Origin of the sequence: uncultured Fluviicola sp., assembly GCF_902168135.1 — a bacterium.
GTDB lineage: Bacteria > Bacteroidota > Bacteroidia > Flavobacteriales_D > Crocinitomicaceae > Fluviicola.
Genome location: NZ_CABHOL010000024.1, coordinates 21,993 through 35,576 on the forward strand (window position 1 = coordinate 21,993; position 13,584 = coordinate 35,576).

Below are 13,584 nucleotides of genomic sequence, written 5' to 3' on the forward strand. Positions count from 1 at the left end.
CTGTTTGATTTTGGCAATCAAACACCCGCTTTCTCATTTGAGATCGGAACTTCAACTTTCAGGTTTCTCGTACGCACAAACTTGGGTTCTAAAATCATAAACGTGCAATCATCTGTTTGTTCACGTTCTCCCTTCCAGAATGAAAATTGGTTCATCAGTCGGTTGTACAGCACACTGCTGTTTTGATTGGAAGAACGGGACAATAAATAACGCAGCTGTTTTTTTCCAAATTTTTTATTTGATTCCATACCAAACTGGTCCACCATTCCATCTGTAAAAACGATCAGTTTGTCGTCCTCTTCGAGGATGAGTCCCTGAGACATGAATTCCAGGTGATTCATATAGGTAAAACCTATCGGAACACGTTCTCCGTTGAGTTCAATGACTTCTGAGTTACGCAAGATCCACAGCGGCATTTGAGCACCTGAAAAGGACAATTCCCGTGTGCGTTTATCCAGGCAGAAAATGGCAATATCCATACCGTCCATACGTTGTTCTTCATCTGAGCTGATTCTTCTTAGAATAGTTCTGCGCAAAGCATCCAATAATTCGTTTGGCTTGCGGATTCCATCGGCGAACAATTCATCCAGGGTGTTCATTCCTAGTACGCTTAATAACGCTCCGGGAACGCCATGTCCGGTACAGTCAGCAAGTGCGAAAAGGATTTTCTCGGAGCCATTTTCACGAAAACTTTTCATCCAGTAGAAATCACCTCCCACCAGATTTTTCGGAGTATAGTGAATATGTGCCTGTTCGAAATGCAGGGCAAGCTGTTTTCGTGATACTAGCAATGATTCCTGTAGTTTTTGAGCATAGCGCAGACTGTCCATCATCTCCGAATGCTGTTTTTCCAATTGAAGGTTTTTCTCGTGAAGCGCGGTTGTTCGTCTTAAAACACGGTCTTCCAGTAAATGCACATCCCATTTGATCTTGCGAGCCATTTTCAGGAACTGAATACTGATCTGCCCGATTTCGTTTTTTGGAAGCTGGTGTGAAATGCTTTCATATGCCTGGTAATTGGAAGAAATAAACTCGTTCATACTGCGTTGAAGCCGGCTTACCTGGATGGTGATGTTGCGTACAATGTAAACACTTCCGAAGATTAATGCTAAAAACGCGATTCCCGAAATGATGTACTGCATTTTTAGTGAATCATTTGACAAAGCATATGACTCCCGGATAAATTCGCCCCTGATTCTGCGCAGATTGGATTGAATACTGGACATGCTTAATGACCAGCTAGCATAGTGATTCCTGTTGGGGACTACAAACAGAAGTTGCAAGCGGTTTTTTACCGAATCAAAATATTGAAGGTATTTGGACAACTCTACCGGGCAATTTCCGCGAGCCTGCCAGCTCTCAATTTCTTGATGGAGCAATTCTGCATAGTTTTCATCGTTCCGCATGATGTAATCCTTTTCATGCCTGCGCAGACTTAGGATTTGTTCATCAAACTGTGGGAATTTTTCCTCGACCTCATGAATAACTTCCCGCATTTTTCCGATATAACCGAATTCCTTGAACCCAATCTTTGCAATATCATTTAAAATACGGTCTTCTGTCAGAAGAATATCATCTAAGGTAACCAGCAGCTCTTTTTCTATATTTTTATCGCTGGCAAAAACATCCATCAGGTCCTGGTGGATCAATTCATGGGTAAAGCTGTTCTTCCGGCGGTATTCCTGTTCGTTACTGGCGATCGAGTCGTACCAAAACCGCTGATTGGTTAAATGTTCCATCCAATCTTTGTGATCTTGTATCTTGGTAGAGAGATTATCCAGTTTTACGAGCAGGGCTTGTTTTTCGTGCATTTTCTGATTAAAGTACCAGGACATCGAAGCGAAAACCAACAACACCAAGCCAAATCCTCCCAGGACTACCACTAACGATTTTTTCATGGTGCAAAATTCAGTTCTTCCTTTTGCTACAATATAAATTGCATGTCAAATTGCTGTTAACAAGGATTAGAAAATGATGAATTTCTTTTGAAACAACTATATTTGGCTAAATTAAAATCGAGCAATGAGATCAGCATTACTAGCAATATCACTCAGCCTTGCAGGAATCATCCATGCGCAGAAAATCCAATATGCGCTGCGAATGACCAAGCCGCAGAATCATTATTTTGAAGTTGAAATGGAAGTTTCCGAGTTTAAAGCGGGAGATTTAACTGTTAAAATGCCTGTTTGGGCACCAGGATCCTACCTGGTAAGGGAATTTTCCAAAAATGTGAACCTGGTTCGTGCTTACGATGAAAAAGGAGCGGAGCTGAAAGTAGGTAAGACTGCGAAAAATGCCTGGAAAGTAACTGCCGGAAAATCAAAGAAAGTACGTGTTCAGTACGAAGTATATGCTTTTGAATTGTCTGTAAGAACCAGTTTCCTGGATTTGACGCATGGCTTTGTTTCCAGTTCGGGAGTTTTCTGTTATTTGGATGGCCACAAAGACAAACCGGGAACCGTAACGGTTTATCCATATAAAGATTTTAAAGTGATTACTACGCCGCTGGAGAAAGCTTCTGAACAAAAGTCGGGTGAACGGTCAGAAACTTTCCAATTCCCCAATTACGATGTGTTGGTTGATTCACCTTTTGAAATTGGTAACCAGGAAGTATTTGATTTCACGGTTGCTGACACGAAACACAAGGTAGCTGTTTATGGGGCAGGAAACTACGATGTGGATGAATTGAAAGTGGATATGGCCCGCATTATTAAAGCTGAGAATGAAGTTTTTGCCGGTAAAAACCCGAATAAGAATTACACTTTTATCATTCATAATGTTGTAAATGGACAGGGTGGACTGGAACATGCAAATTCATGTGTTTTAAGCGTAAATCGCTGGACATATGGAGGAGGTTACAAAGATTTTCTGTCATTGGTTGCGCATGAGTATTTCCATTTGTGGAATGTAAAACGTATTCGTCCGATCCAGTTAGGGCCGTTTAACTACGATGAAGAAAATTACACTTCCTTGCTTTGGGTAATGGAAGGGTTTACTTCGTATTACGATGAATTACTATTGGTAAGAGCAGGATACTATACCAAAGAAGAATACCTGAGAAAACTGCAGGGAACATTGAACTACGTGGAAGGTTCGGTCGGATCCCGCGTTCAGCCGGTTGCTCATTCCAGTTATGACGCATGGATCAAAGGATACCGTCCAAATGAGAATAGTGCGAATACCGGGATGACTTATTATTCACGTGGAGCTGTTTTAGCTGCTTACCTGGATGCAGTGATCATTGATAAGTTCAACGGGGCAAAATGCCTGGATCATTTTATGCAGTACCTGTACGAAGAATTCTACCTCAAAAAAAACCGCGGATTTACGGAAATTGAATTCCAGGATGCTTTGGAAAAATTCCTGGGCCAGGATATGGACTATTTCTTTGATAAATATGTCAACGGAACGGAAATTCCGAATTACAAAGAAGTATTTGGCAAGATTGGGGTTGACGTGACCTATACTGGGAAAGCATCCACTTCATTCGGGGCATCTTTATCACAGGAAGGCGGGAATTGTATCGTAAAAGGAATACGCGCCGGAAGTGCTGCCGAAACTGCCGGGTTGAGTGTTGGCGATGAAATCATTGCAGCAGACGGAATTCGTGTTGACAATAGTTCGGTTGAAAGTTATGTAGGAAGTTTGGGTGAAGGTGAGACTTGTAGTTTATTGATTGCCCGTGATGAGGTAATGATGGAGTTAACCGTTCAAATGACCCTTTATGAAAGACCATCTTTCAAATTGGAACCGAACGGAACTGCAAAGAATAAATTGGATTATTGGTTAAGAACCACGAATTAATAGTTTCTTGAAATAGGAGAGACGGGGCATTCGAAAGTTTGTCCCGTTTTTGATTGAACCGCAAGGACGCAGAGATCGCTAAGATATTCACACTAAACTTTGCGCTCTTCCACTCTTTGCGGTTAACATATAGAAGAGCTATTCCGAAGTTGTAGATCGAATATAAAACTCATGTAATCTGCGTGATCAGCGGGCAACAAAAAAAGGTAAAGGATTTATCTTTTTCCGCGCGAATTTGATGATTTCTTTCCTCTAAAATTGCCCGATTTCCCGCTGTTTCCACCTGGCTTACTGCCAAAAGGACGCGATTTTTGTCCGTTGTTGTTCTTTTTTTGTTGAACAGGTGCTTTTTTCTTTGCAGGATTTGGGTTGTTTGCTTCTCCGGAAGAATCTTTCAGCAGGTCATGCATGATTTTCATTTCAGCATCGGTGAGTTCGCGCCATTCACCCAATGGAAGTCCTTTTAGTTCGATGTTCATAATACGCGTTCGTTCCAGTTTCGTCACGTTATAACCGAAGTACTCGCACATGCGGCGGATCTGGCGGTTTAATCCCTGGACCAGGATTATTTTGAAAACGTTGGATGAAAGCTGTTCTACAACGCATTTTTTAGTTACCACGCCCAGGATAGGAACTCCGGCTGCCATGCGTGCTACAAAGTCACCTGTAATTGGCTTGTCAACGGTAACAATGTATTCCTTTTGGTGCTGGTTTCCCGCGCGGAGGATTTTGTTTACGATATCTCCGTTTGTGGTCAGGAAAATAAGTCCCTGCGAGTCTTTGTCGAGCCTGCCGATCGGGAAAATCCGTCTTGGATGACCAATGTAATCGATGATGTTGTCTTCCACACCTTTTTCAGTGGTGGATGTAATACCTCTTGGTTTGTTCAGCGCGATGTACAATTCATCTTCCTGAACTTTTCGTTGAACAGTATGTCCATTTACAACAACAGTGTCTCCGGGACCTACCTGCGTACCTACTTTTGCCCGAACTCCGTTAATGAAAACAGATCCCTGTTCAATGTATTTGTCGGCTTCCCTGCGGGAACAGTAGCCGCTGTCACTGATGAATTTGTTTAACCGGATCGATTCGTGCATAACTCTATATTGAAACAAACTAGAAGGGTGCGAAGGTAGTTTATTCTATCCGATTCTGGGCTATATCTGGATACTGATGGTATATTGGTCCTTGTTTTCGCAGGATTTCAATTCCTTGTTCAGACTGTGCTGCATACAGTTGTTTACACATTCCATAATACTGTTTAGTTCTGTTTCAGATAATTCCTTTTTAGAATTGATTTGGTATACTTCATCTTGTGGTTGAGGTTGAAGTTTCAAAACCAATACAGAAAGTGTTTCCGCGCTTACTTTTTTGGAATAGGTCGCAAATCCGTCAACAGCAAATTCGATAACGATCTCTTTTTGATCGGTTGCGAACTCAAAGTCCAGATCCGGACCCAGTTCTTTTTCAAACAATTTTTTTCCTTTTGTATCTGAAATGACAACTAATCCGCTTTTCTTGTTCCCGCTGATTTTTCCGTTCAGTTTATTGATATTACCTCCCAAATGTGCAATTTCGATCGCATAATTCATGGGTTTTTGGTACTGGTCCAGAGAGAACCAATATTCGTGTGTTTTGTCCTCACGAACAGTTTGGTGCATGATCTGTCCGTGTATGAAGGAATAGCACGTGATTGCAAGAAGTGTAATGATAGCTTTCATAAGTTTTAATTTTCCGGTAGCACTGTAAAAGTAATGCCAAAATTTGGTTGAGCACAAAAAAGCCGTCAATCTTTATCAGACAGACGGCTTCAGTGATTGAATCTCTTCTTATTTAATAGCTCCTGCGCACAATTTCATGCGCAACACGCGTTTTGCCGCTGCATCTACAGTTGCTTTAAATGCAGCATCCGAGCGGTATTTTGCAAGGATTTCACCGTGCGATCTCATGCAGTCCAAAGGCATCAGTAAAATATCTACTCCGGCTTCAATGGCTTTTACGCTGTTTCCTTTTACAGCAGTTACTCCACCCATATTCATAGCATCGGTGACAACCAATCCTTTGAATCCAAGTTCTTTGCGTAGCAGATCGGTAACGATTACTTTCGAGCAGGTAGCAGGAAGTCCGTTGGTATTGTATTTCGGGTTATTTACAACTGCCAGGTGGCCGATCATAACGCTCAGTACTCCTTTTTCAATCAATTCCGGATATGTTTTTACTTCTTTCAATTCTCCGTCAATTGCCTGAAGGGCTTTGTGTGTATCACCTGAAACAAGTCCGTGTCCCGGGAAATGTTTGGCTGTAGCAATAATCCCGTTTTCCTGCATGCGAGCAATAAATGCATTTGACCAGGGAACATTGTTTGCTTCTACTTTGGCAAAACCTCTGTAACCCACAGTTCCATTTTTTGCCAAATCCACAACCGGTGCAAAATTGTAATTGATCCCGATAGCTTTTAAAGTAGCGGCAATGGTATCTGCGCATTGGTTTACTTCAGCGAGAGAGGTTATTTCATTTGCTTTTTTAACCGGGGAAGAACCGGAAATCTTACGGTTGAACAAACTTGGTTCGGCATCAGCACTGTATAGGAATCCCGGATTTCCGTTTTTCGTGTTCAGTTCATTGAATTCTTTGATCCAGGAAGTGAACTCGGTTTTCGTGCCGTTCAGCATCAATACTCCGCCAATTACGCGTTTGTTAATCAATGCTTTAATCGAATTCGGTGTGTTGCCAAGTCTGCCTGCAGCCGGCATGATCAATTGAGCTACGATAGCAGTATCGTCCAAAGTTTTGAAAAGTTCCTCTACATCCGTATCCAGGTCTTTGTTTTCGCTTAGATAATCTGCGAGCTTGAATGTGTGCTTGATTGGAGGCAGTTGAGGAACTTTACGTTCTTCTTTCGGAGTTTCAGTTTTTGTTCCTTCTGTGTTTTGTCCACAAGCCTGAAGTAATAATACCGAACAAGCGCAAATCGTAATCCAATGTTTCATTTCTACTTTTATCATAGTTCCTGCAAATGTAAGTCGAAAGTTCCTTTTGTTTGCTTTTTGAAGAGCCACTTATAAACAATTAACAGGTGAATTATGATGTATACAAAAACAAAATTGCCGATCCAAAAGTATGAACCGGCAATTAAGATCTCTTAATTTACTATTGTTTTATGACACGCAATACATGACCTTTGCCCGAATCCGTCCCAATAGTTAAGAAGTAAATTCCGGCAGGTAAAGTGCTCATGTATAGTTGTTTGTCCGAAAGGGAAACCAGTTGTTTTTTACCGTAGACATCAATCACATCAATCGAACGAATAGATTCTTCTGTACGGATAGTCAAAACATCTGTTACGGGATTAGGAGCGGCTGAAATAATTGCATTCTCAGTTTCCGTTAACCCCAAGGTAGAATAAGCAATGCAGGATGAAGTGTCCGTGCAGTTATTCATGGTAACAGCTACTGCATAAGAACCATCGGCAGTTGGTGCGAAAATTTGTCCTGTTGCTCCCGGAATGACAGCATTTCCGGCGTTACAGTCCAGCCATTGATATTGGCCCCCGCTCGCTGATGTGCTTAACAGCTGCCCGGAAATAGTTACGTTGTTGGTGATGCTTGATACCGAGAGAACTGTTGTAACAACACTGTCACATCCCATAGAAGCAGTTAGTGTGTCATTGAAAGTTCCGGGAGTTGTATGCGTGAATGAACCAACTGTAAAGCTTTCTCCATTGCAGATGGTAGCAGTTTGACTTGACGAGATCGCTGCCGGTTCTGTAAGCACCTGGTTTAGCAGAGCAGTACATCCGGTGGCATCGGTAATGGTACAGGTGTAATTTCCTGCCTCAACTGAATTCAGGTTTTGTGTAGTTGTAACAGGAGTTGTGTTCCAGGAGAAACTTAAGGGAGTTAACCCGGAAGGAGTGATCTGAATTGAACCATCATTGCTGCTATTACAGGTCAAATTCTGGAAACTCACAATACTGCTTAAACTTACAACCGGAGCTCCTGACACGGCAAAAATGGCAGTTTTCATTGTTGGATCAGGAGTTGTGTTGATGATCATAATCGATTGAATGAGCTTAGCCTGGTCTGTGCAGGATAGGTTTACATCCATCCGGTATAAATGAGGTGCAGATGTATTGAAATCCATGAAGTCATCCGGTCGGTATGTTCTGTCAAATCCGCTAAGAACTGCTCCCGTGCCGTTGTACCAATCGGGAAGGTTGTTATTTGGTATAACTGCTGCCGTTCCATCCGTAAATTTGATCACCAATAAGATAGTTCCATCGATTTCTGTTGATAATCCTAGTAAACTCAAGGAGGAATACGATGCCGGGGTGGTTAATACAAGCGAATCGGATTGACCGGTACGAAGTAATATGCAGTTTTCAGCTGTATACGGATTTAATTGGTAGCTGCTGCTTCCCGAAGTGATCAATCCGTTATCCGGCAAACCTGTGCCATTTCCTGATAAGTCATAACTTTGACTGTAAAGGACATTGTTAATATTATCCAGGGTTGAGTCTGTGGTTGATATTGCAGGAATTGTTTCTGCAATAACATCAGAGTTGTATCCTGTAACAGCAACTGGAGTGTGATTCTGGCCAAAGGATAATGAGGATGCAATTAAAAGCATCGAAAAAGTAAGCCTTTTCATAATGTGTTTGTTTTTAAGTTTATGAATAGATCCAGCTTTGATAGTGGTGTATTACATGTAAAGAGATAAGCTAGCGTTTGCATAACAAATTTAAATGGGGTGTTATGCAAAGCTATTTCAAACACTTGATTGGCCTGTTATGGAAAAGCCCTAAATACTTTTGAATTTGCTGCTGCTGCGTCTTTAACCGACTTATACCTGAAAGCCGTTCTTTGATACAACAAAGAACAGGAATTAATTTATTTGGGTTTCGTATTTCCGCGTCCGCTCGTTTTTGGAGCTGAATTTCGCGTAGAAGATTTGCTGGCTGTTTGTTTTTTGGGAGTTGTCTTTTTTGACACTGAGGTATATTTTTCCTTGTGGGTCTCATTTGCTTCTTCAATAGAATGAGAAGTTTGAAGCGGTTCATGTTTGTCGGACAATTCACTTAGCTTCTGATAGTATTTTTGAACGATCATCATTTCTTCTTCGGTCATGCTTTCAATGTCGACCAGGCGGTTACTGGATTTTTCACTGGAAGCCACCAGTTCATTCAATTTGAGCTGAATGGCAAGTGAATCCTTATTCTGCGATTTTTGGATAAGGAAAACCATCAGGAAGGTAATAATAGTGGTGCCTGTATTGATTACCAGCTGCCAGGTCTCAGAGAAGTCGAAAAACGGACCGCAGATTGCCCAAACAATGACGAGTGAAAGTGCAGTAACAAATGCATACGGACTTCCAACAGCTTTTGATGCTTTTGAAGCAAAGTTCTCAAAGAATTGTTTTTTAGATTTCTTACGTACCATACTACTAGTTTTAAATTAGTTTCCAACTATTTCGCCGCCATTTACATGAATGAACTGCCCGGTAATATAACTACTGTCAGAAGAAGCCAGGAAAACATAAGCCGGACCAACTTCTGAGGGTTGTCCTGCCCGTCCCATTGGTGTATCTTTCCCGAATTTTTCCAGTTTATCAAAACTTGAGACAATCAAAGGTGTCCAAATCGGGCCGGGGGCGACTCCATTCACACGGATCCCTTTTTTTGCAAGCATGGCAGACAGCGATTTGGTGAAAGTAGAAATGGCCCCTTTCGTGCTGGAGTAGTCCAGCAAATGATCGCTACCACGATATGCCGTAACAGAAGATGTGTTAATGATACAATCTCCCTTGGAAAGATGTGGAATAGCTTCATTTGTTAAATGAAACAGCGGGTATATGTTCGTTTCAAAAGTCTTTTTCAGGTTTTCCGAAGTAATTTCTGTCGGAGTATCCGCGTTGAAATGTGTTCCGGCATTATTCACCAGGATATTCAGTTTTTTGAATTCCTTTAAAACTTCCTTCACGCATTTCTTACAGAATTTTTCATCCGTAAGATCACCTTTGATCAGCAGGCATTTCCGGTTTTGCGCTTCCACCAGTTTTTTGGTTTCCTGTGCGTCTTTGCTTTCTGACAGGTAAACAATTGCTACATCAGCACCCTCATGAGCATAATGTACGGCCACACTTCTCCCGATTCCGCTATCACCACCGGTTATGAGGGCTACTTTATTAATAAGCTTTCCGCTCGCTTTGTATTTTTTGCTGATGTATTCCGGTTTCGGGGTCATTTTTGACTCGGAACCCGGCTTTTTCTGTTTTTGTGTTTTGAAATTTTTCGATTTCATGAATAGAAGTTTTACTGTTCTATTCTAAAAATTACTGGAAGCGGGTTTATTTTCCAAAAACTTTATCCCAATAAACGCTAAAGTTTATTTTACTGAAATCGCGCGTGCGGTTTGTAAATAATTTTTCAGGTTTACGATCCTTCAATTTGAAACCGTATCCCATTATGGGGGTAGTGATTGTTCCATTACTAATAGTTGTTGTGGTTCCGAAGCGCAGATCGTGTATGATTAAACTGTCTTTTCTTCGTTCCACAGCATAAAATCCGTTGGTGATATGTTCGATTTCTGCTATGCGGGAGTTTCCCTGCCAATTGACCTGTTTCAATAAGTGATGATTCTTCGGATGAATTTCAATCTGCCCGGGATCGAAAGGGGCAAAGAGCGATTTGTAGCCGATGTAATAATTCGAATCGTCCTCTGCGATCAAATCCCAGTAAAAAGAAGTTAATGGCATAGGAGTTACCATTGCTCTTTTGGGGGTAATGCCTGCCTGTTTAAAATAGGAATCCGTATTGCTGTAAACAAACAATTTAATGCAAACTCCCCATAGTAAGTATAAAGACGAATAGATAATCCCTGTCCAGTTCCAGATTCTTCTTCTTTTTGATCCCCGTTTCATTAACAAAGCACCGATTAGTAAAACCATAAACGGAACCGTGTAAAGCGGATCAATTACAAAAACAGAATTGAAAGTCAGGCGCCAATCGAAGGGCCAGAAAAACTGCGTTCCATAATTAGTGAAAATATCCAAAAGCGGATGTGTAACGATGGAAAGGAACCATAACAGAAACCAAGTTCTGAGGTCGTAGTTTTTCTTACTGAGCTTCATAGAGATTGCAGTTAAAACAACTCCGCCAAGAATTGCAAACAGCAGTGAGTGGGAAAATCCGCGGTGAACCAATGCGGCATCCAATGGATCATAAAAGAAATGCAAAAACACATCCAGATCAGGGATTGTTCCTCCGATTGCTCCCCAAAGCGCAGCTCTTCCGCCCATTTTTCTTCCTGCAACAGCTTCTCCAACTGCCGCCCCTAATACGATTTGAGTCAACGAATCCATGTTCTAAAAGTAAGAGTTATTCTTAGAAAAGCAGCGTTTATCTATCCTGATTAAAAAAGTGGATAAAATTGTTTAAAAAACTGGAATAATGAATTCTTTTCCCAAAACTATTTTTGTAACTTCATGGAAAATAGAAAACTATGCAAGTGCAAAAAACAACTATTCCCCACTGGTCAGAAGAAGACAGGCCACGTGAAAAAATGATCCTTAAAGGAAGAAATTCACTTTCAGACGCCGAGCTGTTGGCAATCCTGATTGGAACAGGATCAGGAAATAAATCTGCAGTTGATTTGGGTAGGGAAGTCCTTTTATTAGCTAAAGGAGATCTTTACGAATTCGGTAAGTTGAGACTTTCTCAGCTTTGTGAGGTCAAAGGCATTGGTCAGTCAAAAGCTATTTCTATTTTAGCAGCTTTAGAACTTGGTAGAAGAAGGAAAGGGACCAAGGTTCAAAAACGTCGAAAAATAACCAGTTCTGAGCGCGCTTTTGAAGAGTTGAAGCCTTATTTTACTGATTTGAGCCATGAAGAGTTCTTTGTGATGTATTTGAATCGTGCTAATGAACTTATACAGGTAAAACAATTATCCATTGGTGGTGTTTCAGGAACTTATGTGGATTCCAAAATCATTTTTAAGTACGGAATTGATATGGGGGCATCGGCAATTATACTTTCTCACAATCATCCCAGTAGAAATCTCAAACCCAGTGAAGCGGACCGAAAACTCACCAAAAAGATCCAGCAATTCGGGGAGCTGATCGAAATGCCTGTTTTGGATCACCTCATTATCGCGGATAATGGCTATTTTAGCTTTTCAGATCAAGAATTGCTCTAAAAAAATGTTGTTTTACGTTGATGAAATCTCCATAAGATTAATTTATACCCTGGATTTTGTATTCAAGGAACACGGGTTGGAATATCAGCTTACAAATGACAAACATGTTTTTGATTCGTTCAAAGGAACCAAACTTTCTTATTCTCGTTTCGAATTTGACCATTCCCCGGTTTTAACTCCTGCAAGTTTATTGTTTGAAGAAACTTTCCGGGTATCTGTTCTGACTGAAAAAGGAAGTTGGAATGGGGTAGAATGCCTGAAATTGGATTCGGTTGTTGATCCCCTGGCAGCTATATTCTATGTACTTTCCAGGTATGAAGAATACCATTCATCGTTTCCGGATGATCATGGGCGTTTTACTGCGAAGGAAAGCATTCAAAGCAAGCTGGGCTGGCTCCATCTTCAAATTGTGGAGCACTGGATCGAAGTTTTTCTAAAGACATACGCTCCGGAACTCCTGGAAAAACTGGAATTACAAAAACACGTCCGCGTTATTCCTTCGTTTGATATTGACAATACTTTTGCCTATAAATGGAAAGAAGGCTGGCGCTCCTGGCTGTCTAACGGAAAAGATACGCTGCAGAATAACAAGGAGCGTTTGAGAACCCGGAAACTGGTGCAAAAAGGAGAATTGGCTGATCCCTTTGATTCTTTTGAAACCATTCGTTCTGTTTTTCAAAACTACCCGGAAACGCGTGTTTTTTGGCAGTTGGGAAATTACGCTAAATACGATACCAATATTGCCTGGAATCATCCGCAGCACCAGGAGCTGATCTTCCAATTGAGTGAACAGGGAAACGTAGGTCTGCATCCAAGTTATGCAAGTAACCATTCGGATGAAAAATTGAACCAGGAAGTGCTCCGATTGGAGAAAATTACTTCAAAACCGGTTTTGGAATCCAGGCAGCATTTTTTGAAGTTAAATCTGCCGGGAACTTATCTTCGAATGATCGAACGGGGTTTTGAAAAAGACTTCACCATGGGATATGCCGATGATTACGGATTTAGGGCAGGAACAGCCTATGAGCATGCTTTTTTTGATTTGTTGTCCAATCGCTATTACCCCGAATACCGAATAGTACCTTTTGCGTATATGGACGGAACGCTGCTGGAATATAAGAAGCTGACTATTGACCAAAGTTTAGAAGCTGTAAAGCAATCAATTGATGAGGTGAAAAAGTACGGTGGAACTTTCTGTTTTATCTGGCACAACGAAACATTGGCTGAAGCCGGGAAGTGGAAAGGATGGAGAAAAGTGTTTGATTATACGTTAGATGAATTGAGAGTTTAGATTTGATTTAGTAAAAAACGATAGATCTTTAAAGCTAATTTTCGAATGTCTGCTTTATTGGTCGGATGAATGGTTTTTCCTTGTTTTAAAAGTTCAAAATACCTTTTGTAAAGTTCTTCAGTACGGAGATGTTTTTTGATGCCTATATTTTTGAAAATTAGTGCTTCAATGTTCAATGAATAATGACTCAAATCTATACTTAAATCATTTAGTCCGCTAATTAGTTTCATGTTCAAAATATCAGCTTCAATTAATTCTATAATTTCTTGCTTTTCCATGTGTCTAATGTGCATATTC

General features: G+C 40.9%; 12 protein-coding genes. 3 read left to right on the top strand and 9 right to left on the bottom strand.

All coding sequences use genetic code 11. From position 1 onward, the window contains the following. Positions 1-17: 17 nt before the first annotated feature. Positions 18-1,898: a SpoIIE family protein phosphatase gene (locus QZT69_RS09505; RefSeq protein ID WP_294673449.1), complete on the bottom strand. Its 1,881-nt coding sequence runs from the start codon at positions 1,896-1,898 to the stop codon at positions 18-20. Positions 1,899-2,022: 124 nt separating this feature from the next. On the opposite strand from QZT69_RS09505, the gene QZT69_RS09510 reads away from it, so the two are divergent. Beyond that, entirely contained in the window at positions 2,023-3,804 is a 1,782-nt protein-coding gene (locus QZT69_RS09510; protein WP_294673451.1) for a M61 family metallopeptidase, read from the top strand. A gap of 215 nt (positions 3,805-4,019) precedes the next feature. Here the strand turns inward: QZT69_RS09510 and rluF are convergent, their stop codons facing one another. The 7 genes from rluF to QZT69_RS09545 form a co-directional block, all read right to left on the bottom strand. Further along, positions 4,020-4,901 (bottom strand): 23S rRNA pseudouridine(2604) synthase RluF, encoded by an 882-nt coding sequence (gene rluF, locus QZT69_RS09515; protein WP_294673453.1) that lies wholly within the window; start codon positions 4,899-4,901, stop codon positions 4,020-4,022. A gap of 60 nt (positions 4,902-4,961) precedes the next feature. Then, on the bottom strand, positions 4,962-5,525 hold the full coding sequence (locus tag QZT69_RS09520; RefSeq protein WP_294673455.1) for a hypothetical protein: 564 nt from the start codon (positions 5,523-5,525) through the stop codon (positions 4,962-4,964). A 108-nt stretch (positions 5,526-5,633) separates the two neighbouring features. After that, positions 5,634-6,794, bottom strand: coding sequence for a glycoside hydrolase family 3 N-terminal domain-containing protein (locus tag QZT69_RS09525; RefSeq protein ID WP_294673458.1), 1,161 nt, complete (start codon positions 6,792-6,794; stop codon positions 5,634-5,636). Positions 6,795-6,954: 160 nt separating this feature from the next. After that, a complete protein-coding gene (locus QZT69_RS09530) occupies positions 6,955-8,454 on the bottom strand; it encodes a T9SS type A sorting domain-containing protein (protein WP_294673460.1) in 1,500 nt (499 codons plus the stop codon). Between the two features lie 239 nt (positions 8,455-8,693). Continuing rightward, positions 8,694-9,242, bottom strand: a complete 549-nt coding sequence (locus QZT69_RS09535; RefSeq protein ID WP_294673462.1) for a low affinity iron permease family protein — start codon at positions 9,240-9,242, stop codon at positions 8,694-8,696. A 15-nt stretch (positions 9,243-9,257) separates the two neighbouring features. Next, the gene (locus tag QZT69_RS09540; protein ID WP_294673464.1) at positions 9,258-10,103 is read right to left on the bottom strand and encodes an SDR family oxidoreductase; all 846 of its coding nucleotides are present in this window, start codon (positions 10,101-10,103) and stop codon (positions 9,258-9,260) included. 46 nt (positions 10,104-10,149) lie between these two features. Continuing rightward, positions 10,150-11,163 (bottom strand): metal-dependent hydrolase, encoded by a 1,014-nt coding sequence (locus tag QZT69_RS09545; protein WP_294673466.1) that lies wholly within the window; start codon positions 11,161-11,163, stop codon positions 10,150-10,152. A 140-nt stretch (positions 11,164-11,303) separates the two neighbouring features. Between QZT69_RS09545 and radC the strand changes: the two genes are divergently transcribed. Beyond that, positions 11,304-11,996 carry a DNA repair protein RadC gene (gene radC, locus QZT69_RS09550; RefSeq protein WP_294673468.1) on the top strand — a complete coding sequence of 231 codons (693 nt, stop codon included), beginning with the start codon at positions 11,304-11,306 and terminating at the stop codon, positions 11,994-11,996. Between the two features lie 4 nt (positions 11,997-12,000). Next, positions 12,001-13,287 carry a polysaccharide deacetylase family protein gene (locus tag QZT69_RS09555; RefSeq protein ID WP_294673470.1) on the top strand — a complete coding sequence of 429 codons (1,287 nt, stop codon included), beginning with the start codon at positions 12,001-12,003 and terminating at the stop codon, positions 13,285-13,287. Here the strand turns inward: QZT69_RS09555 and QZT69_RS09560 are convergent. Continuing rightward, positions 13,284-13,565: a hypothetical protein gene (locus QZT69_RS09560; RefSeq protein WP_294673472.1), complete on the bottom strand. Its 282-nt coding sequence runs from the start codon at positions 13,563-13,565 to the stop codon at positions 13,284-13,286. The genes QZT69_RS09555 and QZT69_RS09560 overlap by 4 nt on opposite strands. Positions 13,566-13,584: the final 19 nt, after the last annotated feature.

What these genes read in the sequence shown, in the direction of transcription:
- QZT69_RS09505 (WP_294673449.1), bottom strand. Translation starts at nt 1,898, where the DNA reads ATGAAAAAATCGTTAGTGGTAGTCCTGGGAGGATTTGGCTTGGTGTTG.
- QZT69_RS09510 (WP_294673451.1), top strand. Translation starts at nt 2,023, where the DNA reads ATGAGATCAGCATTACTAGCAATATCACTCAGCCTTGCAGGAATCATC.
- rluF (WP_294673453.1), bottom strand. Translation starts at nt 4,901, where the DNA reads ATGCACGAATCGATCCGGTTAAACAAATTCATCAGTGACAGCGGCTAC.
- QZT69_RS09520 (WP_294673455.1), bottom strand. Translation starts at nt 5,525, where the DNA reads ATGAAAGCTATCATTACACTTCTTGCAATCACGTGCTATTCCTTCATA.
- QZT69_RS09525 (WP_294673458.1), bottom strand. Translation starts at nt 6,794, where the DNA reads ATGAAACATTGGATTACGATTTGCGCTTGTTCGGTATTATTACTTCAG.
- QZT69_RS09530 (WP_294673460.1), bottom strand. Translation starts at nt 8,454, where the DNA reads ATGAAAAGGCTTACTTTTTCGATGCTTTTAATTGCATCCTCATTATCC.
- QZT69_RS09535 (WP_294673462.1), bottom strand. Translation starts at nt 9,242, where the DNA reads ATGGTACGTAAGAAATCTAAAAAACAATTCTTTGAGAACTTTGCTTCA.
- QZT69_RS09540 (WP_294673464.1), bottom strand. Translation starts at nt 10,103, where the DNA reads ATGAAATCGAAAAATTTCAAAACACAAAAACAGAAAAAGCCGGGTTCC.
- QZT69_RS09545 (WP_294673466.1), bottom strand. Translation starts at nt 11,163, where the DNA reads ATGGATTCGTTGACTCAAATCGTATTAGGGGCGGCAGTTGGAGAAGCT.
- radC (WP_294673468.1), top strand. Translation starts at nt 11,304, where the DNA reads ATGCAAGTGCAAAAAACAACTATTCCCCACTGGTCAGAAGAAGACAGG.
- QZT69_RS09555 (WP_294673470.1), top strand. Translation starts at nt 12,001, where the DNA reads ATGTTGTTTTACGTTGATGAAATCTCCATAAGATTAATTTATACCCTG.
- QZT69_RS09560 (WP_294673472.1), bottom strand. Translation starts at nt 13,565, where the DNA reads ATGGAAAAGCAAGAAATTATAGAATTAATTGAAGCTGATATTTTGAAC.